This window comes from Selenomonas sp. oral taxon 892 str. F0426 (assembly GCF_000468035.1).
Taxonomy (GTDB): domain Bacteria; phylum Bacillota; class Negativicutes; order Selenomonadales; family Selenomonadaceae; genus Centipeda.
On record NZ_KI260546.1, the window covers coordinates 181,395 to 205,494 of the forward strand.

Genomic DNA, 24,100 nt, shown 5'->3' on the forward strand with positions numbered 1-24,100 from the left:
TCGCGCCCCGCACGGGGCGCGTGGATTGAAACATGAGGCACGCCCACACATAGCGTGGGATGTCCTGTCGCGCCCCACACGGGGCGCGTGGATTGAAACAGAAATGCAAGATGAGAAGCGAGCAGATGAGATGTCGCGCCTCGCATGGGGCGCGTGGATTGAAACAGACAGCGTCCTTGTGGCAAATGCGGCGAATGGGTCGCGCCCCGCATGGGGCGCGTGGATTGAAACTGACGGTGCGAAAATCAACATCGACCGCATAATGGTCGCGCCCCGCATGGGGCGTGTGGATTGAAATCAAAATCTTCCTATCCACTGGACTACGAGCGCATGGTCGCGCCCCATACGGGGGGCATGGATTGAAATAGTGTTGGAGATTGCTATTTCATCCATCTTGACGGCTCATGCACCCATGGCTCTTGAAATGGATGTGACAACAAAATAAATATGGCGTGTGAATTAAAACACTGTTCATACGCCGTATTCTCGAGGCATTCAGGTTGTTTCTAGCAATCGTGAGTGGTTTTTTCCGGAACTGTGAAATCGAGCATCGAAAACGCTTGCGCGTCGTACTCAAACGTGTTATACTATCCCTTGTCGCGTGAGCGTGTGCTTCTTTCGTGCGCGCTCGCATAGGATTAACTCTGCCGCTTCGCGAGGGGCGGCCATAGACCGAAGAGGAGGTGATTTCGTGAGATTGTACGAAGTCATATTTATTGTGAAGCCGATGGAGGAAGAAGCGACAAACGCCGTCATCGAGAAGTTCACGAAGCTCATTCAGGCAAACGGCGGTAAGATTGAGAAAGAGGATCGCTGGGGCAAGAAGCGCCTCGCCTATGAGATCAAGGACAACACAGAAGGATACTACGTTCTGCTGTACGTCAATGCAGAGCCCGCCTGCGTCGCCGAGTGCGACCGCGTGATGAAGATCACGGACGAGCTGCTCAAGCACATGATCGTCCGTGCGGACGGCGTCGAGGAATAATCGATTGACGGGAATCCATGCAGGAGAGAGAAACCGATGAACAGAGTCATATTGATCGGTCGCCTTGCGCGCGACCCCGAGATTCGCTATACACAGAGCGGCAAGGCGTTTTGCCGCTTCACGATCGCGGTTGATCGTCGCTTTTCGCGGGCGGCTCAGCAGGAAGGACAGCAGACGGCGGACTTCATTCCCGTCACCTGCTGGGAAAAACTTGCCGAGATCTGCGGAAACAATTTGACGAAGGGGCGCCGCGTCGGCGTTGAGGGGCGCATTCAGGTGCGCAGCTACGACGGCAATGACGGACAGCGCAAGTATGCGACGGATGTTGTAGCGGACAATGTGGAGTTTCTCGATTCGAAGAATGCCGGAGGCTCATCGGGCGGCTATGACGCGCCGATGGGGCACAGTGCCACGCCTGCTGCGGGCGGCGCACCGGATATGATGGGTCCCGTGATTCCTGACGACGACATTCCATTCTGAGCAGTTGATGCTCAGCACATCCCGTAATAAGGAGGGACAGCGAAATGATGAAACGAGATCGAGGCCGCAAGCCTCGTCGTAAGGTCTGCTCGTTCTGCGTGGACAAGGTGGATCATATCGACTATAAGGATGCCGCAAAGCTGCGTCGTTTCACGACGGAGCGCGGCAAGATCCTGCCACGCCGTATTTCCGGCAACTGCGCGAAGCATCAGCGTCAGGTGACGCTTGCGATCAAGCGCGCGCGCAACATTGCGCTTCTTCCGTTCACAGCGGAGTAAGGGAGACCTCAGCGTCGCACCTCACAGGTGCGGCGCTTTTTATTCCAGATGCTTCGACGAGCAACGGCGTGTCGTTCGGTTTCTTGTTCTTCTTCAGGTCGATGTTCTACGCCTTTGCGACAATCGGCATAATTCACTGCCTGCGCCTGACGGGGAAACTGAACGCAATCCTGCGCGTGTCCCTGTTCTGCTCCCGAAATAATGAATTCTTTACCTGCACTTAAAAGCACTCCAACGAAAACGCGTTAGGGTAACATCAAACATGATACAAAGAAAAGGGGAGAGATTTCATGAAGAACAAGAAATATATGGCGGGGATTTTGGCTGCAGCACTGGGGCTAGGGATTATGACAGCATCTCCCGGAGCACAGGCTGCACCGATCTATCAGCCTCTTGCGCACATTGACGGCGCAACAAATGAGTACAGCTTCCGCATGAAGGAAGAGGAGCGCATCCATGATGAGAATGTGCGCAAGATCCGCTTTGAATTCCGTCGGGATGGCGATCAGGCGAAGTATGACCGCGCGATGAAGGAGGAGCAGAAGCGTCACGATCAGGCGGTGAAGAAGATTAAGCGGGATTATCAAAACCGCACACCGTGGCGTCGCTGAAGCGGCAGAATGAGAAGAGATCACTGCGAAGTCAGCTTTGGCTCGCCCCAATGTTAGATTTTCCAAGTCTGACGTTGGGGTTATTTTTATGGGAAATATCATGGTATCGTAACTTTTTTTGTTTGTCGATGGCAAATCCTTCACAGAGCTTTATACTGTGTCCTGTTTTCTTCCTTAACCAGACAAAAGCCTATATCAATTAGATGAACTTTGCTTTATCAGTAAATTCTTAAGAAAGTTAGCGGGACATTAGTCCTATTTTAATTGAGAGTGCGTTGTGATAAAATGAAAAATAGTTAATTAAATATGGGTTAAGGGGAGATTTGTAAAATAACTTTTATCGATCTGCCCTTATCATGGATGGTGGCAATACGCAGGGAGGAATTCTTATGTCGAGAAAATCGCAAGCGCGTCGGTTGGCTCTTTCCGTCGCAGTCGCTCTATCTGCAGGGGGAGGCGCACTGTTCCCGGTCATGCCGCACGCATTCGCTGCCGATGTATCGGGGCAGAATGTAACAGTGAACAGCCCGTCGGCTCCGGAGCTGGGCTATCCCGCAATCACGGGCGGCGCGATCAGCTCGGTTTCGGATGCGGGGAACGTCACGGGCAATACGCTGACCATGGACGGCGTATCGTATGTGGGCGGATCTGTTCTGGGCGGTGATACCGTCGGCACGGGCAATGTGCAGGGCAACAAGCTCTTCCTCCAGAACGGTGCCAATATCACCGGATTCGCGATTGGCGGCAGAACGCGCAGCGGCGGCGATGCCACCGGCAACGAAATCAATATTTCCGGAGCGACGACGAATGCCACCGGCTTTTATGTGGTCGGCGGTCTGACCGATGGGGCGACCGGGAATGCCGGGCAGAACAAGGCGTTTATGAGTGGCGGGACGGCGACCATGCTCTATGGCGGTCTTGTCGTGGGTCCCAACTCGACGGGCAATGCTGCTGGCAACGAGGCTCATCTATCAGGCGGCACTGTGAACAACGACGTGGTGGGCGGGTTCATCAAGGAGTACAACTCCAGCACACAGGCGACGGGCAATGTCTCGGGCAGTGTTGTGAACATCTCAGGCGGTACGGTAAACGGGACGACGTACGGCGGTCTGACGCAGGGCACGGGCTCCGTGACGGGCAGTACGGTCACAATTAGCGGAGGCTCAGTGCATGATGTGCTTGGCGGACGCTCCCTGACGGGCGATGCTTCGACCAATATCCTGAACTTCCAAGGTGCGACGGCGGACAATCTGATTGGCGGTCGCATTGCGGGCACGAATGCGGCGGGCAATGCTGCGACGAATACTGTCACCGTTACGAGCGGCACAATCAATAATGACGTACGCGGCGGCGAGATCGTTGCACCCTCGGCGACCGGAAATGTCTCCGGGAACATTGTCAACATCAATGGCGGTACCATTGGCGGGACAGTCACTGCCGGCCACAATATGGGCACGGGCAAGGCTGATGGGAACGAGATCCACATTACAAACGGCTCGATCACGGGCGTTGTCACGGGCGGTCATGGTACCCATGCGGGCGAGGTGTCGGGCAACAAGGTCAACGTCACGAACGGTACGCTCTCGGATAATATCATCGGTGGGTTTGCCGAAGATACGGGGACGGCATCGGCGAACGAGGTCACCATCACGGGCGGTACGCTTGGCGGCAGTACGATTGACGGCGGCTTCAGCGTCAATGGAGCGGCGTCCGGCAATACGGCGACTGTCGGCGGCATCTCCTTTGCCGGTGTGGTTACGGGCGGACGCGGCGGTGCGGGCGCAGATACGAACAAGGTATTCCTCAAGAACAGCGCCGGTATCACAGGGAATACGTATGGCGGCCGTGTTCTGAGCGGCGGCAATGTCACGGGCAACGAACTGACCATTGAGGCGAGTGGTGCGACGGTGTCCGGTGTTGCCGTCGGCGGACAGAACGACGTTGCAGCGGGCGACGTTACGGACAACAAGGCATATATGCGTGCCGGCTCGGCGGCGAGGCTCATCGGCGGTGTGGTCAATGGCATCGGTGCAGCGGGCAAGGCATCGGGCAACCGTGCTGAGGTGTCGAACGGCTCAAGTGCCTTTATTGCGGGCGCTTTGATCAGTGATACCGGAGCGACGGGAGAGGCTTCGGACAACCACGCCGTTGTCAGCGGCGCGAGCGCTGCCCTTGGCAGCATCTATGGCGGCATCACGAACGGTACGGGTGCGGCGAAGAACAATACGGCAACGATCAGCGGTTCCATCACCGCCAATGATGTTGTCGGCGGGCAGTCCGTGACGGGCAATGCCGAGGGGAATAAAGCCAGCTTTACACAGGCGACGGTGACCAATGTGCGCGGCGCACGCATCACAGGAAGCGGCACGGGCAGTGCCGTCAATAACGAGGCAACGATTGCGGGCGGCTGGGTGACGGGCGCTGCGGCAGGTGCCGAGATTCAGGGTGCTGCGACCGGCGCCGTGCAGGACAACACACTGACGGTCACGGGCGGCACGGTCAGCGGCGACAGCTATGGCGGTATCACGTACGGTACGGGCGATGCCGTCCATAACGGTGCCGTTGTGAGCGGTGGCAGTACGAGCCTCACCAATGTATACGGCGGCTCTGCAGCTTCGGGCAGTGCCACGAAGAACTATGTGACATTTGCCGATGCATCCGCCCAGAGCATCACAGCCGGTCGTACGGGCGGTGCGGGCGCTGTCTCGGACAATAAGGTCGAGATGGCAAGCGGTTCGTCTGTGAACGGTGTCACCGGCGGTCTGAGCTATGGCTCGGGTACGGTATCGGGGAACAAGGTCGAGATTAAGGGCGGTACGGTCGGCGGCAATATCCTTGGCGGATACAATACCGGAACGGGCGCGGCATCGTCGAATACCGTGGAGCTGACGGGCGGCACGATCACTGCCAATGTGTACGGCGGTTTGGCGGGCAGCGGGGCTGCTGATACGAATACCGTTACGGTCAAGAAGAATGTTACGGGCAATGTCTTTGGCGGAAATGCAAGCGGCAGTGCCTCGGGGAACACGGTTGACCTCGGTGCCGTAACGGTCTCTGGATCTGTTGTTGGCGGTCAGGGAAGCACGGCAGACAACAATACGGTCAATATGAATGACTCCACGGTCGGCAGTGTCATTTCGGTCGGCGCTGCGGGCGGTACGGGCAATACGCTGACGGTGAAGGGCACGAACAGAGCCGGCAATATCACGGGCTTCCAAAAGGTCAGCTTCGACCTTTCCACAGCATCCACGACCGATCCGATGCTGAACATTACGAATGGTTGGGGAACCTCATTTGACTGGGGCGCACTCGAAGTGTCGAACGCGAAGCAGCCCAACCGGCTCGTTCTGATGCAGAATACAGCGGGAATTTCGCTCGGCAGCTATACGGGCGCAAAGAGCGTAAGCGACGATGATGATACGACGGAGTTCAACATCGACACGGAGAACCACAGCAGCTGGGATCAGCGCATCGTTTCTGAGAGCTATAAGTATCGTTCGCAGAATACACCTGTGGAGATCGGCACCGATGTGTTTGGCGGCATTTCGAAGGTCGCCAACTCGACGCGCGAGAACGACATCACCGTATCGAGCGGCAGCTATACCAATGCCTACGGCGGACATACGGACGTCCCTCTGGTCGGTACGGGTACGACGAAGACGGATAGGAACAACAGCTATAACAACAAGATTACCCTCTCCGGCGCCAGCGTAACAGGCACCGTCTACAGCGGCTATACGTGGGCACCGACGGGTACGACGACGAACAACACGGTCAACGTCACGGGCGGCTCTGCGGCGAACGTCGTCGGCGCGTACTCTGCGGGCGATGCGACAGGCAACAAGGTGAATATCAAGGGCGGCAGCGTGGGCAATATCACGGGCTCGATCTCCACGGGCGGTGCAGCCTCGGGCAACGAGATTACCCTCAAGGGCGGCGTAACCGTTGGCAGCGTCCTCGGTGGACAGGGTACTACTGCCGCGAATGACAACAAGGTCACGCTGGAAGGCAATACCACGGTCACGGGCACCCTCAGCGGCGCTAATATGGTCGGTACGGGCAATACGCTGACGGTCAAGGGCAACAACACTGCGGGCAACATCACAAACTTCCAGAAGGTGAAGTTTGACCTCGACAGCGCATCGACTCCTGCCAATGCAATGCTTGCCCTCACGGGTGGTTCCACCGGTATCGACTGGACTACGCTTGAAGCAACCGGCACGGCGACGGGTGCACGCACGCTTCTGTCGAACACGAGCGGCTTTGCCATCTCCGGATACACGACCGACGGAACCTTTGTATCCGAGACGGACGAGCACGAATACTTCATCGATACCGACACGCATACGGCTGCCGGCGCAACGAAGATCAACCTGGACGACTATCAGTTCAAGGGTGCCGTTGTCTCCAAGGCGGCAGATCCCGATGATACGTGGGCAGGGCGCTCCAAGCGCGGCAACACGACGCAGGACAATACGCTGACCATCACGGGCGGGACGGGAACGAATGCGTACGGCGGCTGGACGTCGACCGGTTCCACCACGACATCGAATGCGGATAAATTCGACAGTAAGAACAATACGGTAAACCTGAACGGCGGCTGGCTTACGAATGTCTACGGCGGCTACACCACCTCGGCGGGCGGCAAGGCGACGGGCAATACCGTCAATGTCGCGGGCGGCAACGTGACGAATGTTGTGGGCGGTGAGTCCATCGGCGATGCAACGGGCAACACGGTTAACGTGAGAAGCGGCAACGTGACGAATGTCACGGGCGGCGTGTCCACGGGCGCAGCCTCGGATAACACGATCAACCTTGGTTCCGTATACATTGCGGGCAATGTCCTCGGCGGTCTGGGTACCGTAACGAACGACAATAAGGTCAACGTGGAAGGCACGACTGTAGCCGGCAGCATTACGGCGGGCTTTGCGGGCGGCACGGGGCATAAGCTGACGGTCAAGGGTGCAAACACGGCGGGCAGCATCGCAGGTTTCAACAAGGTGAGCTTTGACACCGATACCGCAACGACGAATCCGATGCTCACACTGAACGGCGGTACATCTTTCCTTGACTGGCGGACGCTTGAGGCGACCGGCACATCTGCAGGTCCCATTACGTTGATGCGCAACGGTGGGGGGATTTCGTTCAGCCACTACGACGGCGCACACAGCCGAAGCGATTCGGATGATACGACGGAGTTCAACATTGATACGGCGAACCATACGTCTTTCGACAGCGATGTCATCGCCGAGAGCTACAAGTATCGCGGTCAGACAAACCCCGTGGCGTCACCGGCGTTCGCTCCGGGCAATGTCTACGGCGGCATCTCGAAGGTGGGCAATGCGACCCGTGAAAATGAGATCACCGTGTCGACTGGTGCCTATACGGATGCGTTCGGCGGCTATACGGAAGTTCCTTCGAACGGCTCCGGCAAGGCGCAGTCGTCGGATAAGGAAAGCAGCCACGACAACAAGATCACGATTGCCGGCGCAAATGTCTCCGGCACGGTCTACGGCGGCTATACAACATCGACGACGGGATCGGCGACCAAGAACAAGGTCGAAGTCACAAGCGGAAACGTCAACAATATCGTTGGCGGCTACTCTGCGGGCGGCGCAGCCTCGAACAATGAGATTACGCTCAAGGGCGGCGTGACCGTTGGCAGCGTTCTCGGCGGTCAGGGTGCGACCACAGAGGAAAACAAGGTCAATCTGGAAGGTGCGACTGTAAACGGCGCTGTCACGGGCGGCTCTGCGGGCGGCACGGGTCATGAACTGACGGTCAGGAATACGAACGCGGCGGGCAGCCTCGTGGGCTTTGGCAAGCTGAAGTTCGATGTCGGCACTGCGGGGACGAATTCGATGCTCACGCTCACGGGCGGTGGATCCACACATGTTTGGAACACACTTGAGGCAATCGGCACGACCGCAGGTCCCGTCACCCTGATGGAGAACGGCGCAACGATGACGTTCACCGGCTATAATGGTGCGCACAGCGGAATTGACTCTGCCGATACGACAGAGTTCAATATCGACACGGAGAACCGTACGGCTTCGGACACGAAGGTCATTGCACAGAGCTATCAGTATCGCGGACAGACGAACGCCGTGACCTCGATCGGCACAGATGTGTACGGAGGTATCTCGCGGGTTGCCAACGCGACGCGGGAGAACAATATCACTGTGTCGAGCGGAAGCTACACGAATGCCTACGGAGGCTATACGGACTCTGTTCCGCCGCTCGGCTCGGATGCGAAGGCAAACTCGGCAGAGAAGAACGACAGCCACGACAACAAGATCACGATTGCCGGCGCAAACGTCTCCGGCACGGTCTACGGCGGCTATACGAATGCGGCGACGGGCACGGCGACAAAGAACACGGTCAATGTGACGGGCGGCATGGTCGCCAACGTGGTCGGTGGTTCCTCTGCGGCGGGCGCTGCTTCCAAGAACACGATCAATCTCGGTGCCGTGACCATCACGGGGAGTGTCACCGGCGGTGAGGGCACTGCCACGAATGACAACAAGGTCAATGTGGAAGGCACAACCGTAAACGGCGTGATCTCCGGCGGCAACAATGCCGCCTCGGGCAATACGCTGACGGTGAAGGGCGCGAACAGCGCCGGCAATATCACGGCGTTCCAGCACGTGAACTTCGATGCCTCCACGGCGAATGCGGGAACTTCGATGCTCACGTTCACGGGCGGCGCAAATGCGCTCGACTGGCAGACGCTGGATGCGACCGGCACATCGACGACCCCGATCACGCTAATGGAGAACGGCGCAGGTATTTCCTTCGGCGGCACCTATGACGGCGCGCGCAGCAAGATCAATGGGGACGACACGACCGAGTACAATATCGACACGGAGAATCGTACCGCATCGGATAGGAAGGTCATTGCGCAGAGCTATCAGTACAAAGGCGTGACGGCTCCTGTGGTTCCGTCGGGTTCGACGGATGTCTACGGCGGCATCTCGAAGGTGGGCAACGCGACGCGGGAGAACAATATCACCGTATCGAGCGGCAGCTACACGAATGCCTATGGCGGCTACACGGATGTTCCCCTGTCCGGCACGGATGCAAAAGCTCTGTCGGCAGAGAAGAATGACAGCCATGACAACAGTGTTACAATCGACGCCACCGCCACGGTGGGTACTGTCTACGGCGGCTATACAAAATCGTCGACGGGCAAGGCGACCAAGAACACGGTCAATATCACAAGCGGCACAGTTACCAATGTGGTCGGCGGTTATTCCACCGGCGATGCAAAGGAGAACACCGTCAACGTCAAGTCCAATGTCACGGGCGACGTGACAGGCTCTGTGTCTACGAGCGGAGCAGCCTCGGCGAACGTCATCAACCTTGACAATATCACGGTCGGGGGCAATGTCACGGGCGGCAGCGGCGCGACGACGGAGGACAACTTCATCCATCTGAACCGTGCAGTTGTTACAGGCAGCATCACAGGCGGCACGGCTGCGTCCGGTACGGGAAACACGCTCGTCCTGCACTCCGGTGCATCGAAGGCACAGAGCCTTGCGGGTATCCAGAACATCAACTTCTTCCTCGACGATACGCATGACAAGACGGCCCCGATTCTCGAACTCACTACGACTGGGACGCAGGATCTGCAGGGTGTGGGCATCGGTGTCGGCGTGATTGATGGTGCGCATCCTGTGTATCGTGTCAACGAGCAGTTCAGCCTGATCAAGGCACCTGGCGGCACGATTCAGACCGATGCCACCATTCGGAATACGTCGTCGGCCATGCAGGGCGTATCGCTCCGCTATGAGTTCGATGTCGCACAGACGGCGACGAACGAAGTCTCTGCTGTTGTCAAGAAGGCAGAGCTGATCGAGCAGACGAAGTCCTTTGTTGAGACGCGTGCCGGAGCAACGGCATTCATCAATCAGGGTGTGGACTTCCTCGTTGCCAACAACATTCAGGCAGCGAAGGACGCTTCTTCTGCCGGAAAGGCGGATGAGGCGGCCGCATCGAAGGACTATCAGCTCTGGGCAGGTGTCGGCGGCAACCGCATGCACTCTGAGAGCGGCTCCTATGTTGAGACGAACGGCTGGAATGTCGGTGTTGGCTGGGCGCGTGAAAATGCTCTGAAGGACGGCAAGGTGGTCTATGGACCGTTCCTTTCCTACGGCAGCGGCAGCTATGACTCCTACCTCGACGACAACACCCACGGAAGCGGCAAGTTCCGCACGATCGGTCTTGGCCTCATGACTCGGTTCGAGAAGAACGATGGCATGTGGTATGAGGGATCGCTGCAGGGCGGCCGTGTGAAGAGTGACTACAGCGGAAGCATCTACGCTGGTATCAATTCGTCGTATGATGTTTCGAACACCTACTGGTCAGGTCATCTCGGTGCTGGCAAGGATATTCAGCTCAAGGATGATGCGAAGATCACTCCGTACCTGCGTTACTTCTGGTCGCATCAGGGCGGTGTTCGTGCGCATTTCAATACGGGTGAGGACTATGACTTCTCCGAGGTCACCTCGCACAGAACGCGCCTCGGTTTCCGCTACACGCATCTGAACGATGCAGCCGGTGAGTTCTATACGGGACTCGCATTGGAGTACGAGTTCAGCGGCAGCGCACATGCGTCCTATCAGGGCTATGATACGCCAAGCCCGAGCCTCAAGGGGGCGAGCGGAATGCTCGAACTCGGCTACCGCTTTATCCCTGCAGACAGCAAGATGCGCTACGATCTGCGGCTCACGGGATGGCAGGGCAAGCGTCGCGGTCTCAGCGGTGACGTGAGCGTCAAGTGGCAGTTCTAAAATCTAATAGGTAGACCTCTATCGACTCTGCATGGGATTTTCCTGTGCAGAGTCTTTTTTTGCAATAAAATGGGACTGCGCTGCATAGAAAAAAGGGGGTGTTGCACGAACGCCCCTATCGGCTCGCTGTGCTCGCCACTTCCCCCGTTGTGACGGGGGAAGCTAAGATGCCATAATCCTAGCCTCCCCCGTGCGACACGGGGGAGGGGGACCGCGTAAGCGGTGGAAGGGGCGCTTGTAACGATATCGCTGACATAATGATAAGGGGGTGTTGCACGAAGTTTTTGGCTTCATGCAACACCCCCTTTCAGGTCTAACTTACTAGGGCGCTACAATTGAGCAGGGGACATTTACATGTTGTTCCCTCAATAATGTATGACGTTTGCTGCCTCCATGAGATTCCGACGGATGGGGGCGCTTTCTTCACTTTGCAGATAGGAAAGCGTCGTAGGTGGTACGAGTGCAGGCAGTATGTCCATATTGCCAGTCTGTATCGCATGGCGGACAGTGGACGCACTGATTGGTGCCCCCTCGGTCTCCTTGCGCCGGATGATTCTGCACTCGATGCCGGAGAGAGGGAGATTGTGCATCATCGTATCATTATAGAGACTTGTTACATGGCTTGCCCGCTCTTCGCCGACGTAGCGGCGCGTGATTGAGAGCACCTGTGCAATGCGGGAAAAAACGGCAATGTCGAGCTGGGCGTGGCTGCGGATCGAGGAATCCTCGTCTTTTTGAAAATAGCTGGGGAATGTTGCCTGGCTGATCATATAGGGACCCGTTGCATGATAGACAATGTTTTTCAGATGTGCCGTGCCCTCGCGTACGAGGCGCTCCCTTACGTCATAGGGGAAGAAGCTCACATCCTCGCTCACAACGAAGAGGTGGAGGAGCTCATTCTCTGCGGCAGCTTGCTCGACAAGATATAGATGCCCATATGTGAAGGGGTTCGCGTTCAATATAATCGCTGCGGACATACCGTGCCGATCCCCCGTCTCCTCCTGCAGGTTTTTCAGATAGTCCGAAAAACCATGTTGCTGGTTTTCGAGAAAGACAATGGTGTCCGATACACGGGCAATCTCATAAAATCCAAGACTGCAGAAAAATGGTGCGGTCGATCCCTTGGTGTAGAGAAAGACGGAGCTGTTTCCGCGCTCCTCCTGAACGCTCATAAGATGCGTAAGAACCTTGTGCATCAGCCCCTGTCTCTGATGCTCGTCGTCAACGGCAAGGCAGCGCAGCGTGTTGGCATAGCAGCTGCCTGTTGCGATGATCTGATGGGACTCGTCGAAAACAGCACAGGTGTAGTCGATGTTTACATCCATACGAATGCCTTCTTTTTCCAGCAGTGCTCGCACACGGGACATGCCTTCGTTGTCGGATGGATGGATGGTCGATATCATGATGTACCTCCGCTAGTCACATAAAAGATTCGGCAGGGGGATAAATATACAGTGATGTCTGTTTACTTGTAAAGATCAATCGCGTCCAACACCGCAGCATTCACCGCCTCACATCGGATGTGGAGTCTCTGTGAATCGGCTTCCATATAGAGGTAGTTCGACGGTGTGGGATTGGGACCTGTGATGATGTCATATGTCTCTTTGGGTACATCAAAATACTGATTGCCTGCCGGCCCCGCGAGAAGATAGAGCGTGCCTCGCTCGTCCGTCTGGCGTGCACGTATGCGGCGGCGACGATAGGCGTGGATATGACCCGAAATGACAAGGTCGATTCCCAGTTGATCGAATACGTCCAGAAAAACCTGGCCGACATCGCTGATTCCATGATTAGTCTTCTGCTCGTCTTGGTAGTCACCGTAGGATAGAATGTCCTTGTGCATCAGGACGATCCTCCAGGGAGCAGAGGTAGCGGACGCATCGCGCAGGAGAAAGTCCATCTGCTCTCGCTTGAGAGATGCACCGCGTTCGCCGAGCTCGAGGAACTGCGTGTCAAGGACGATACAGTGAACAGGACCGATATCGAAGGAGTAGTAGTGTCCCTGAAAGTCACGGCTGCCATTCATTGGCAGTTCGAATGTGCGAAGATAGCGTATCGGGGGAACGGCTGTCCAGCTCAGACCGTAGTACTCATGGTTACCGAGAACGGGCACGTGGATATGAGAAGCAAGAGGGCTGTTTTCAGCATCCATCGCTTCAAAGAAACTGCGCCAGTGCCAGGAAGACTCGCCGTTGTCCGTGAGATCGCCGACAATCGCTGCAAAGTCTGCTGACGGGTGACGCTGCCAAGCCGTCTGATACGTTGTGTGCCAGGCCTCGTAGCTCTCACCGCATTGGCTGTCCGAAAAGAGAAGCGCACGCACCGTGTTTTCCATCCGTATCAGTGGGATCCAGGCAGTCGCTCCGGTCGTGTGGATGACACGATATGCGGCGCCCTCACAGAAGGGGATCTCAACATGATAGATGAATGCGGCTTCTCCATCCATTGCGAAATGGTGATAGGCTGGGATAAAGCTCTCGATGTGACCGCTCTGATCCTGACGCAGCTCGACACGACAGTGTTTCAGCAAATGCAGACTGTCCCACTGAATCATGCGTGTGCGCGCGGGATGTGCCGTGATGATCTGGCGCAGATGATGGATGCTCTCTGATGCAGCGACGCTGCGGGATGAAAAGAGACTACCGCAGCCCATCGTCAGAATGGTGTGCATGGCAGTCTGTAAAAATGACCGGCGCGTCATCCCTGTTTCTCCACGCACTTTGATGCGGCTGTTGCCTCTATCACGTGTTTTTCATAGCGAATCGCCGCATAGATGAGAATCCCCGCAGCGATAATGACTGTGATCAGACGTGTATGATCCTCCTGCTTCATGATGAGGTCGTGACCAATGATGGCCTCGATCCCTGTTGAGGGGAATTTGCCGACGAAGGAAGCTATGACATACTCACGCAGCTTGATTGAGGAGAGGGCACCGACCGCATTTAGAAGTGCGGAGGGCAGATAGGGGATCATGCGCCCAATGAGCATGACGATAAAGCCTTTGGTGCCGCTGTACTGGTCGATTTTTGAGAGGAAAGGGCTTTTTGCGATTGCTTTTTCCGCCGACTCACGAAAGTAGAAACGAATGAGGATGAATGCAATCGTTGCACCGACAGTCTCTGCGACGCAGGAAAGGACAATGCCTGGGACGATGCCGAAGAGAATGACATTTGCCGTCGAGAAGATGACGGCGGGAGGGAAGCCAAGTGTGTTTGTAAAGAGTGTGAGCAGAAATGCAAAGACAATAGCCCAGTCACCGAAGGAACGAATGTATTCTACCGTTGCAGAAATATCTCCGCTGGCAAGCATAGCAAACAGATCTGGCAGAAAATTTGGGTCAATCAGATGAATGATGACAAAAAGGAGGACGATCGCCGCCGCAGCGCCAATTTTTAGGATTCCCATACCCATTTTCTGTTTCACGCAGACACCTCCCTTTCTAGGTTGTGAGAACCATGGCGAGTGCACCGAGAATCAGTGCAATACTAAAACCCTGCATTCCATTTGCAATGCTTTTTCCGTAAGTGTGGGAGAACTGCTGCACAATCTTTCGAAGCTCAAAGATGAGGAAGGAAAGACAGAAGAAGGAGAGTGAGAGGTCCCCCTCGATCCAGCCGTAGGCAAAGATCACCGAGGAGAGCACGATTCCGGTCTGTTCGCCGCGCGAAAAGAGGCGCTCCGGCTGCTTTGCGTGTTCGCGTGCGTCAATCTCAGCACGCGAGAGCGGAATGCCCATCTCATCGATCTTTTCCTGATCGCGGTCAAACCAACGGTAGTGGAATCCCATGGCACTTCACCTCCAATGATATTTGTTACGTTGCGATGCGCCGCTGTGCGGGCTTCTGGTTGGGCTTTGGCAGCTCCGGTCTCTTATTTGGCTTTAGCCCCGGTTTCTTCGGCGGGGGCTGTACGGGAGGATTGGGTGTACTTGGTGTTGGGTGGCTTGGGCGTGCCATGCCGTTTCGGCGCTGTGTCTCCTCTACCTGCTGGCGGATACGTGCACGCTGTGCCTCCGTCTCCGCACGCATGCGCTCTGCAATGCGCAGACGTTCTGCCTGCATCTCCTCGGACGCGAAGAAGATACGTGCCTGCTGTACGAGATCAGGCATCTGTGCGTAGAGATAGCGCCCCGGGCAGGCAGTTGCATTCAGGTCACGATGCCCTTTTACGGTGGACTGCCAGACAGGATCGAGCTGATAGACGGTGCAGAGCGAAGCTATGAGGCGTGCAGCTGAGGTTTTTTGTGCCTCCGTTGGAACGGCATTTTCAAAATTACCAACGAGATTGATCCCAATGGTGTGGCGGTTTTCACCATACACGTGTGCACCAATCGTTCCCAGCGGGCGCCCCTCCTCAATGGTGCCGTCCTTTCGGATGATAAAGTGATAGCCGATGCCCGACCAGCCTTGATTCAGATGCCACTGATGAACCGTCTCTGCCGAGACGTCATCATTATTTGCCATGCCGATGTGATGGACAACAATGCAGTCGGTTACAAAGCGATTTTCAAGCGCCCCAAACTTCAGATACGTGGGGCGAACTGCTACTCCTGGGAGGGAGGACGGAATGTACCACGATGCCTCAGCGGCAGAGGGAAAGAAGGGGAGAACGGCAGTGCCGATGCCGACGAGGGCAAGTCGACGCAGGAATTCTCTACGAGTCATGGGGGGTCTCCTGATAGGTGTACGATTGGTTATTGAGATGGAGCTCCGTGTCATGAAAGGCGAAGAGTGTCGAGCGGTGGCCGACGCTGATGATGCTCGCGGTGGGGAGCTCCTGATGGAGCAGCTCATACAGTGCTCGTTCACGTGGTTCGTCGAGCGCAGATGTTGCCTCATCGAGGAAAATCCAGCTCGGTCGAATGATCAGAATCCGTGCAAAGGCCAGGCGCTGCTGCTCACCGAGTGAGAGAATGCGGCTCCAATCGTCTACGTCATCGAGACGTGCGGCGAAATGTGCCAGTCCAACGAGTTCTAAAATACGTGAGATCTCTTCATCGGATGCTGCTGCCGTACGCGGATAGGAGAGTGCGCGGCGCAGAGAGCCGAGCGCGAGATATGGGCGCTGTGGGAGGAAGAGGCGCTTTTCTCCGGCGGGCAGTTCGATTCTGCCATTTCCGTACGGCCAGATCCCCGCAAGTGCACGCAGAAGGGTGCTCTTGCCTGCACCGGAGGCGCCTGTCACGAGTATCCGGCTGCCCGCCGGCAGCGTGAGTGTACATGCTGTGAGAAGAGGAGCACCGTCCGGCAACGCAATGGAGAGTTCTTGGAGGACAAGTGCAGATGTGCTGCCCTCTCCACGAACAATATCGCTTTTTACCTGTGCAGCGTCCTCCATGTGTTCGGTGAATCCTGCCAGTCGCTGAATCACCGCGGCAAGCTCAGCTAGTGAGCCGTAGGAATCGACAAAGAAGGAGAGCGCATCCTGTACACGCCCGAATGCCGACGTCGTCTGCATGAGTCCACCGAGCGCCATCTCGCCCGCATAGTAGCGTGGGGCTGCCATCACAAGCGGGAAGATGATCGCGAGCTGACTGTAGCCGTTGACATAGAAATTCAGAAGCTTTGTGCGGCGCATGAGTCCCCAGTAGTTTTTGATAACGTTTGCAAAACGCTCCTTGAATCCTACGGTCTCAGCCATTTCACCGCGATAGAATGCAATGCTCTCGCTGTTTTCTCGCACGCGCATCATGCTGAAACGGAAATCTGCCTCGTAGCGCTGCTGATCGAAGTTCAGCTGTATGAGCTTTTTGCCGACGATGTGGACAAAGTACGTTCCAATCCCTGAGTAGAGGAGGGACAGCCAGAACATATAGCCATAGATCTTAAACTCTGAGTCACCAATGGGCACGGCAATCGCCCCCGAGAGGTTCCAGAGCACTACAGAAAAAGCCCCAAGTGTTGTGAGCTGCTTTAGGATGCCGACGAGGAGAGACAGGGTCAGAGAGACAAATTGATTGATGTCCTCGCTGATGCGCTGGTCAGGGTTGTCCGTATCGCTGCGCAAAACCTGCAGGCGATAGTAGATCTGCCCGTGCATCCAGCGCGTGAGATACTGCTCTGTCATCCATGTGCGCCACTGGATCGTCAGCATTTGACGCAGATAGACGGCATAGACGGCGATGATGATATAGATAAAGGCAAGTGCTGTAAACTCACCAATAAGCGGCCAGAACGATGCCCAGTCATATGCTTGAAGCGCATCGTAGAAAATGCGGTACCAATCGTTGATCCGCACAAGCAGATAGACCATAATGAGATTGAGTGCAATGACTGCAGCAAGAAGACCGCGCGCCTTCCATTTTTCGGGCGAACTCCAATATCCTTTAAATAGCTGCCAGAAGCCGCGCAGGAGAGGTAGCTTCAAAACGAATCCTCCTTTGCTCAAACAACGGCTTTCATTATAATATTTTTTCACAAAGACCGCAAGCCATCTCGCTTGGATAAGACCAAACAATTGAGACTTGATATCGTTGACGCAAAGGAGAATATATAGTAGAATGAAGTCATTTATGAGTTGGAACGGTTTTTAGGGCATTGTAGTGCGAATGGAAGGAATGGATGTATAATGGATTTTATTTCACAGGGGATTGATTTTTTTCAGCAGGGCGGGCTTGTCATGTACTTCCTGCTGGCAGCATCGATCTTTGTCGTCTTTATCGGCATTGAGCGTGCTCTCTACTTCGCGCGTATGGATGCGGGAAGTGCGTTTGCGCGAGAGTTCATGCTGCACATTGCGAATGGCCGCTTTAAGGAGGCTGTCGACCTGACAGATACGCAGCGTGGTGCGATTGCAGATATTCTCTTTGGCGCAGTTGCAAAGAACAGCAAGAACTCACGCAAGATGTCCTCCTACATGGAGATTCAGTCCGGCATCGCGCTCTCGAAGCTGCGCAGCCGTATGTACTATCTGAGTGTCATTGTCACAATGGCGCCGCTGCTCGGTCTGCTTGGTACAATCAGCGGCATGATCTCGACATTCAGCGTATTCAATCTTGAGGCAGGTGAACCGAGCGCTATCACGGGCGGCGTTGGTGAGGCTCTCATTGCCACGGCCATGGGTCTGTGCGTTGCCATTATAGCGCTCTCGGTACACGCGTATTTCTCTCAGCGTATCGAGAACATCGTCACAGACATGGAGATGTGCTTCTCTGCAGCCGAGAGCAGCCGCGTGGAGCTGGCACGTGCTGCGGGCGTCAAGGGTGTGATTGAGACATCTCTGCACAGCGGGGATGCAGCGGAAGGTGATGAGGCATGAGACTGCGCGACAGACGGGCATTTGAAAAGCCCGAGGTCATGATCATCCCGATGATCGATATCATGTTCTTCCTGCTCGTGTTCTTCATAATGAGTACGCTCTACATGGTGAATCTCAAGACCGTGGACGTGAACCTGCCGAAGGCGCAGACGGCACAGACCGAACTGAACGTGACCTACCTTGTCACCGTGCGCAAGGACGGTTCGCTTTGGCTTGAGGATCAGCAGATCGATGAGGGGACTCTCCTGCGCCGCGCACGTGCAGAGAGCCTGAAGAATCCGCGCTTTGCCGTCGTTGTCCGCGCGGACGGCGACATCAACTATAGCGGTGTCATGGAGCTGCTGGATAAGTTCCGTAAGGAGGGAATCACCAGATTCGGCCTTGCGGCAGAGTAAGTATGTAAAAGAGACTGCTGCACGAGCGCCCCTATCGGCTCGCTGAGCTCTCCACTTCCCCCGCTCTGGCGGGGGAAGCTAAGATGCCGCAATCCTAGCTTCCCCCGTTGCTGGCCTGTCCAAGAAGCAAGTCCGAAAGGACGCAGCTGATTGGGCAACAGGTCGTATGGGAAAACGTCCCAAGGACACAAGCGTTAGCGAAGTGTGATTGGGTGACGTTGACCGCTCGACACGGGGGAGGGGGACCGCATAAGCGGTGGAAGGGGCACTTGCAGCGATACGGCTGACATAATGACAAGGGCTGTTGCATGAAGTTTTCTAGCTTCGTACAACAGCCCCTTTGTTATGGAGAAAATGCGATGGTCGGCCGGGCTTCCATCCGCACCTCGAACGTGCGCGGCCACGGGTAGTATGCCGTGACATTACTCTCTGTGACGCGCAGGTGCATCCCGCCTTTGTAAAACGGCGCACGGAATGCGGCGGTGGATTCGTAGCTGTGTATGCGGCGGGTCAGGTCGCTCATGAGCAGATCGTTTGCCCAACGCCAATTTTTTGTAAGGTCAAGATCGGCAGTGTTGGTGTAGCCTGCAATACGCAGCGTATTGTTGACACGGTCGATTGTTTCCTTCAGATAGAACGTGTCCTCTGCGATGCGTCCTGTGAGAAATGCGAGGTTCGCATACATCACGCGCTCCCGCTCCTCGCGCGTCTCCGCACGCTGCATGGCGCAGTGATAGAGAATGCCTTGTGCGAGAGCTGTGCCAATCGCATTGCTTGCCGTGTTCCATCCTGCATATGCTGTGAGGGCGTTTACGGGTACGTTTTTCTCAATCAGTATGGGCAGCAGTGTCTCTTCGGCATGGAAACGGCGCGAGAGATCAACCAGTGCGACGGATGTCCCCGTCGCCAGCATCTCGCGAATTACAGAGGCAGCGGAGGAACGCACGCTGAGCGTATCTGCAGCAGAGTCGCCCGCTGAAATAAAGAGCGTTAGATCACGTGCCTCGTTCTCATCGGACAAGATGCCGCCAAGCATGGTGATCTTTTCACGTGCAGTGGCATCGTTCGAGACTGCCATAAATGGAAATATCATATCGGCCATATCTTCCCGTGCATAGTGCAATGCGATGCGCGGGGGCGTTCCTCCGTGCGAGCACAGTTCATCCACAGTGATCCGGGTGAGCATCGAGAGTGCAATCTCATCCGCGCCGTGGACAATCATCGCCCGTTCGGGAGCGATATTTTTTTGTAAAAGCAGGTTGGAAAGCTCCTTTTTTTTGAGATTCCCGACGGAATACTCCTCGCCGTCATCCTGTCCGAGTATGAGGCGCGTGAGGACTCCTTCCTCCGTGAGATCTATGAGCATGGAGGCGAGCGCCGTGCTCTCGTCGAAGTGGGCGAGATACTTTTGCAGATCGTCAGATGGGAACTCTGTGCGCAGCCGCTCCATTTCACTCTCATCGACGGGCAGTCCCGCACCCGCGCGTCCGAGCAGCCGTGCGTATGCAAGGAGGGCGCGACGCTCGCGCCAGCCCTCAATTCCGTCCTGCGGAATCGCACGCGGCAGGATGTAGAAGGCATGCAGAGGGACATCGGGATGCGCTGCATGGAGTGTGCGCAGGTATGCTGCAAGGGACTGGATGTCGTCATTGGAGATATGTGCCTCGCGTGCCGCGAGCAAGCCGCCCGAGAGCAGCTGATCGATGGATAGAATGACGGCGGATGCGCCGCGTATTTGCTCCGAGAGCCAGCGCCGCAGCGCCTCCGTATTGCCTGGCTTCGAATAGTAGTCCATATACTCAGTCGGCGGTGTTGCGATTTCACGCCCAATGACTTTCCCGCCGTTTATCACGAACTCCCGACACGGCGGGCGCGAGTCAAGCGGCACGAGCAGGATGGGCTGCTGCTCTAAACCATTTCGCGCTGCAGCGGGCATCGAATGCCACCTTCCCACATGCGCCGGATGGAAGATAACATGAAAGAGAAGGAGGGAAAACGCTAGAAGGAGCGCTGCCGCAAGAAAGGTTTTTTTCATTGGTTTTCTCCGTTTCATAGTTTTGCTATTATAACATACGTTTCTATAACGGCGAAAGGTTGAAATGCGAATGGAAATTGTGGTAAAATAGGAAAGCCTATGGTAGAATAGCGGAGGATTGTAATGCGGATCATTACGGGCAGTGCGCGCGGTACACATCTGAAATCCCCTATGGGGGTAGGGACGCGTCCGACGGCTGATCGTACACGCGAGGCACTTTTCAGTATGCTCGGTGCACGCGTCTATGACGCACGTGTCCTCGATCTCTTTGCCGGGACGGGAGCACTTGCACTCGAGGCACTTTCGCGTGGAGCGGAGAGCGCCGTCCTCGTGGATCGCACAACGCAGGACATCCTTGCTGAGAATATGCGGCGGACGAAGCTCGAGACACGCGCAGAGATCCGTCGTGGCGATGTCTATGGGCAGATTGCTGCGCTTGCTCGCGAGGGGCGTACATTTGATCTGATCTTTGCCGATCCGCCCTATGCGCAGGGGGACAATGTCCGAGTTCTTTCCGCACTCGATGCGGAGGAGCTGCTCGCTGCAGACGGACTTGTAGTTCTGGAGCAGGGCACGGAGGAGCAGGTGCTCGCGCAGGCGGGACGTCTATCGCTCATGCGTGAACGCCGTTATGGCGCGGCGCGCATATGCTTTTATACGCAGGAGGTACAGGGATGAGACGCGCGGTTTTTGCCGGCAGCTTTGACCCCGTTACGACAGGGCATATCGATATTGTGGAGCGAGCGGCAGCGATGTTCGATGAACTCATTGTGTGCATTCTTCACAACGTCCAGAAGGAGGGATGCTTCCCTCTGGATGATCGGGTACAGTTCCTGCGGGAGGCGACTTCTCATGTCCCCAACGCACGCGTTGATGTGTTCGCAGGTCTCTTAACAGACTATATGAAGGAGAAAAAGGCGCGCGTCGTGGTGCGCGGACTGCGCTCGGTGAAGGACTTCGAGTATGAGGAGAATCATGCGGCGATGGTTCGCCACCTCATGCCGGAGAGCGATACGATCTTTCTGCTGACGCGCCCGGATCTGACGTTTGTCAGCTCCTCCGGCGTACGGGAGCTCATCCGTTTTCGCGGGCCGGTGCAGGGGATTGTGCCGCCGTCGGTGGAGCGGGCGATATTAAAGATGTATGGAAAGCCCCTTCGGGGATAAAGCGCTGCTTGCTAGGCAGAAAAAGGAGATAGATTTATGGCAGTAGTTGATACGCTGAAAAAGCTGGAAGATCTGGTTGCGGATGCATCTCACCTCCCTTTCAGCGACAAGGCTCTTGTAAATGATGATGAGATCGTGCATCTCGTGGAGGAGCTGCGCATGGATCTCCCCAAGGAGCTGAACCGTGCGGCAGAGATCATGCAGGAGCAGGAGAATATCATCGGGCGTGCGCGTGAGGAGGCGAAGGAGATCGTCGATACGGCGCAGGCACGTGCCAATCAGCTCCTAGAGGACAGCGAGATTGTGATTCAGGCGAAGGAACGCGCCCGTGCGATCATGCAGCAGACGCAGGATCAGGCGCGTGAGATCATGGAGCAGGCACAGTCGAGTGCAGCACGCCTGCAGAGCGATGCGGATGCCTATGCAAACCAGGTATTTGAGCAGCTGATCGCACACGTCGGAAGCACGTTCAAGGGCGTGCAGCAGGCGGAGATGGGCCTGAACCAGGCAATGAATGTTCTGCGCACGGCAAAGGCGCAGATGAATGCACCGCAGGAAGACGTGGCGGAGCTCTGAGCGTATCTCTAAAAACGCTCCTTGACAACGCCGAAAACCGCCGCTATAATGTGAAAGGTCATGCGTCATGATGAAGCTGGATGTCGTAGGGGCGACACTTCCCCTCGGTGAGAGCCGCACATTTTTGTTTGCGGTTACACCGGAGTCCCTCGATATGGGGACGGATGCACGGCATTTTCGCGGGGAGATCCGCGTAAGTGGTACGGTGATGAACACGGGGCCTTCGTTCCGTGTTATGGGAACGGTTGCCGCGTTTCGGATCTTTGTCTGTGATCGCTGTCTCTCCGAGGGAGAGCGGCTATGGACGCTTGATTTTTCTGAGGACTATGCGAAGACTCCGGGAGAAACGGATGAGGCGGCATTCTTTGATGGGGAGACCATCATTCTGGATGACCTCGTACGTGATACCCTCCTTGTGGCTGAGCCGCTGCGTGAGCTGTGTAAGTCTGATTGCAAGGGGCTTTGTCCGGTTTGCGGACAGAACCTAAACGAGGGGACATGTAGCTGTGATACATTCATAGCAGATCCCCGACTAGCGGCTTTAGAAAGCCTACTCAAAAACGATTAAGGAGGTGTATCCAAAGTGGCAGTACCAAAGAGAAAAACATCGAAGGCACGCCGTGATCGCCGTCGTGCAAACTGGAAGCTCGAAGCGCCGCACTATGTATCGTGCCCGCAGTGTCATGAGCCGAAGCTTCCGCACCACGTGTGCATGGAATGCGGTTATTATGACGGAAAACCTGTGGCCGAGGCGGCTGAATGAGAACCACACAGAGCTGCTGCAAGAAGATTGACTTTTTGCAGCAGCTCTTTTTATTTTTTAATCAAATCTCTACTTGCAAAAATACTTAGTACCTAGTATAATTCGTTCATACTGATAGCATCAGGTGCTAAAAACAACACCTTATGAGTGTTGTTTGCGTATAAAATGGAGAGAGGGGTGGTGTAATGACGGAGAAAAAGCGACGACGGCAGGAAACGCTCGTCATGGCAGTGCGGAAAGAGCCATTTCTAACGGACGAGGCGCTTGCAAAAAAACTTGCTGTGAGTGTGCAGACCGTGCGTCTCGACCGCACGGAACTCGGCATCCCGGAACTGCGCGCCCGCGTGCGTATGCTTGCTGAGAATGCGCGTGAGAAGGTTCGTGCGATCCCGCATACCGAGGTGGTTGGCGATCTGCTTTCACTGGAGCTAGGGCGTACAGGAACATCTGCGCTGCGGGTTACGGACGATCTCCTCTTTGCAGACTCGGAGATTGCACGCGGAACAGCCCTCTTTTCTCAAGCGAACTCGCTTGCGCTTGCCATCATTGATGCTCCTGTTGCGATGACGGGCGTTGCCAACGTGAAGTATAAGACACCGATTCGCAAAGGAGATACGGTGATTGCACGCGCGGAGATCGTAAAAAAACGAGGCAATAAGATCTTCGTCTGGGTCAAGACATATCGGGAAGACAAAGAGGTCTTTCGTGCAAAGTTTATCGTCGTGTCACTCCAGCAGTGAGTAAGATAGTAACAAGAGAGAA

Annotated in this window: 20 protein-coding genes and 1 CRISPR repeat array; of the genes, 13 read left to right on the top strand and 7 right to left on the bottom strand. The window is 55.8% G+C overall.

Features of this window, described 5'->3' with window-relative positions:
- A CRISPR array of direct repeats spans positions 1-366; the repeat unit is 19 nt; unit sequence GGGGCGCGTGGATTGAAAC.
- A gap of 325 nt (positions 367-691) precedes the next feature.
- The 5 genes from rpsF (at position 692) to HMPREF1992_RS10985 (ending at position 11,146) form a co-directional block, all read left to right on the top strand.
- Positions 692-985: a 30S ribosomal protein S6 gene (gene rpsF / locus HMPREF1992_RS10295; protein WP_021685852.1), complete on the top strand. Its 294-nt coding sequence runs from the start codon at positions 692-694 to the stop codon at positions 983-985.
- Positions 986-1,021: 36 nt separating this feature from the next.
- Positions 1,022-1,465 (top strand): single-stranded DNA-binding protein, encoded by a 444-nt coding sequence (locus HMPREF1992_RS10300; RefSeq protein WP_021685853.1) that lies wholly within the window; start codon positions 1,022-1,024, stop codon positions 1,463-1,465.
- Positions 1,466-1,509: 44 nt separating this feature from the next.
- The gene (gene rpsR / locus HMPREF1992_RS10305; RefSeq protein WP_006306231.1) at positions 1,510-1,743 is read left to right on the top strand and encodes a 30S ribosomal protein S18; all 234 of its coding nucleotides are present in this window, start codon (positions 1,510-1,512) and stop codon (positions 1,741-1,743) included.
- Positions 1,744-2,033: 290 nt separating this feature from the next.
- Positions 2,034-2,354 carry a hypothetical protein gene (locus tag HMPREF1992_RS10310; RefSeq protein ID WP_021685855.1) on the top strand — a complete coding sequence of 107 codons (321 nt, stop codon included), beginning with the start codon at positions 2,034-2,036 and terminating at the stop codon, positions 2,352-2,354.
- Between the two features lie 389 nt (positions 2,355-2,743).
- Entirely contained in the window at positions 2,744-11,146 is an 8,403-nt protein-coding gene (locus HMPREF1992_RS10985) for a hypothetical protein (protein ID WP_051290514.1), read from the top strand.
- 365 nt (positions 11,147-11,511) lie between these two features.
- On the opposite strand, the gene citC is transcribed toward HMPREF1992_RS10985, so the two are convergent.
- The 6 genes from citC to HMPREF1992_RS10345 all read right to left on the bottom strand — a co-directional run bounded on the left by citC (position 11,512) and on the right by HMPREF1992_RS10345 (position 17,512).
- The gene (gene citC, locus HMPREF1992_RS10320) at positions 11,512-12,549 is read right to left on the bottom strand and encodes a [citrate (pro-3S)-lyase] ligase (RefSeq protein WP_021685858.1); all 1,038 of its coding nucleotides are present in this window, start codon (positions 12,547-12,549) and stop codon (positions 11,512-11,514) included.
- Between the two features lie 62 nt (positions 12,550-12,611).
- Positions 12,612-13,847 (bottom strand): metallophosphoesterase, encoded by a 1,236-nt coding sequence (locus HMPREF1992_RS10325; RefSeq protein WP_037359626.1) that lies wholly within the window; start codon positions 13,845-13,847, stop codon positions 12,612-12,614.
- Complete coding sequence (locus tag HMPREF1992_RS10330) at positions 13,844-14,569, bottom strand: TVP38/TMEM64 family protein (RefSeq protein ID WP_037359629.1); 726 nt, start codon at positions 14,567-14,569, stop codon at positions 13,844-13,846. The genes HMPREF1992_RS10325 and HMPREF1992_RS10330 overlap by 4 nt, the downstream gene beginning before the upstream one ends.
- 16 nt (positions 14,570-14,585) lie before the next feature.
- Positions 14,586-14,933 (bottom strand): hypothetical protein, encoded by a 348-nt coding sequence (locus HMPREF1992_RS10335; RefSeq protein WP_021685862.1) that lies wholly within the window; start codon positions 14,931-14,933, stop codon positions 14,586-14,588.
- A 25-nt stretch (positions 14,934-14,958) separates the two neighbouring features.
- On the bottom strand, positions 14,959-15,810 hold the full coding sequence (locus HMPREF1992_RS10340; RefSeq protein WP_021685863.1) for an N-acetylmuramoyl-L-alanine amidase: 852 nt from the start codon (positions 15,808-15,810) through the stop codon (positions 14,959-14,961).
- Positions 15,800-17,512, bottom strand: coding sequence for an ABC transporter ATP-binding protein/permease (locus HMPREF1992_RS10345; protein ID WP_037359632.1), 1,713 nt, complete (start codon positions 17,510-17,512; stop codon positions 15,800-15,802). Before HMPREF1992_RS10345 ends, HMPREF1992_RS10340 begins: the two co-directional genes overlap by 11 nt.
- Before the next feature lie 201 nt (positions 17,513-17,713).
- Between HMPREF1992_RS10345 and HMPREF1992_RS10350 the strand changes: the two genes are divergently transcribed.
- Positions 17,714-18,403, top strand: a complete 690-nt coding sequence (locus tag HMPREF1992_RS10350; RefSeq protein ID WP_021685865.1) for a MotA/TolQ/ExbB proton channel family protein — start codon at positions 17,714-17,716, stop codon at positions 18,401-18,403.
- Positions 18,400-18,798, top strand: a complete 399-nt coding sequence (locus HMPREF1992_RS10355) for a biopolymer transporter ExbD (RefSeq protein WP_021685866.1) — start codon at positions 18,400-18,402, stop codon at positions 18,796-18,798. The genes HMPREF1992_RS10350 and HMPREF1992_RS10355 overlap by 4 nt, the downstream gene beginning before the upstream one ends.
- Positions 18,799-19,141: 343 nt before the next feature.
- Here the strand turns inward: HMPREF1992_RS10355 and HMPREF1992_RS10360 are convergent, their stop codons facing one another.
- The gene (locus HMPREF1992_RS10360) at positions 19,142-20,833 is read right to left on the bottom strand and encodes a DUF4127 family protein (RefSeq protein WP_021685867.1); all 1,692 of its coding nucleotides are present in this window, start codon (positions 20,831-20,833) and stop codon (positions 19,142-19,144) included.
- A gap of 123 nt (positions 20,834-20,956) precedes the next feature.
- On the opposite strand from HMPREF1992_RS10360, the gene rsmD reads away from it, so the two are divergent.
- The 6 genes from rsmD to fapR all read left to right on the top strand — a co-directional run bounded on the left by rsmD (position 20,957) and on the right by fapR (position 24,078).
- On the top strand, positions 20,957-21,511 hold the full coding sequence (rsmD, locus tag HMPREF1992_RS10365; RefSeq protein ID WP_021685868.1) for a 16S rRNA (guanine(966)-N(2))-methyltransferase RsmD: 555 nt from the start codon (positions 20,957-20,959) through the stop codon (positions 21,509-21,511).
- Positions 21,508-21,999: a pantetheine-phosphate adenylyltransferase gene (gene coaD, locus HMPREF1992_RS10370; protein WP_021685869.1), complete on the top strand. Its 492-nt coding sequence runs from the start codon at positions 21,508-21,510 to the stop codon at positions 21,997-21,999. The genes rsmD and coaD overlap by 4 nt, the downstream gene beginning before the upstream one ends.
- Before the next feature lie 36 nt (positions 22,000-22,035).
- Positions 22,036-22,575 (top strand): hypothetical protein, encoded by a 540-nt coding sequence (locus HMPREF1992_RS10375; RefSeq protein WP_021685870.1) that lies wholly within the window; start codon positions 22,036-22,038, stop codon positions 22,573-22,575.
- A 67-nt stretch (positions 22,576-22,642) separates the two neighbouring features.
- Positions 22,643-23,143, top strand: a complete 501-nt coding sequence (locus HMPREF1992_RS10380) for a DUF177 domain-containing protein (RefSeq protein WP_021685871.1) — start codon at positions 22,643-22,645, stop codon at positions 23,141-23,143.
- A 15-nt stretch (positions 23,144-23,158) separates the two neighbouring features.
- Complete coding sequence (gene rpmF / locus HMPREF1992_RS11265; RefSeq protein WP_006306287.1) at positions 23,159-23,338, top strand: 50S ribosomal protein L32; 180 nt, start codon at positions 23,159-23,161, stop codon at positions 23,336-23,338.
- Positions 23,339-23,523: 185 nt separating this feature from the next.
- Positions 23,524-24,078 carry a transcription factor FapR gene (gene fapR, locus HMPREF1992_RS10385; RefSeq protein WP_021685872.1) on the top strand — a complete coding sequence of 185 codons (555 nt, stop codon included), beginning with the start codon at positions 23,524-23,526 and terminating at the stop codon, positions 24,076-24,078.
- Positions 24,079-24,100 lie beyond the last annotated feature (22 nt).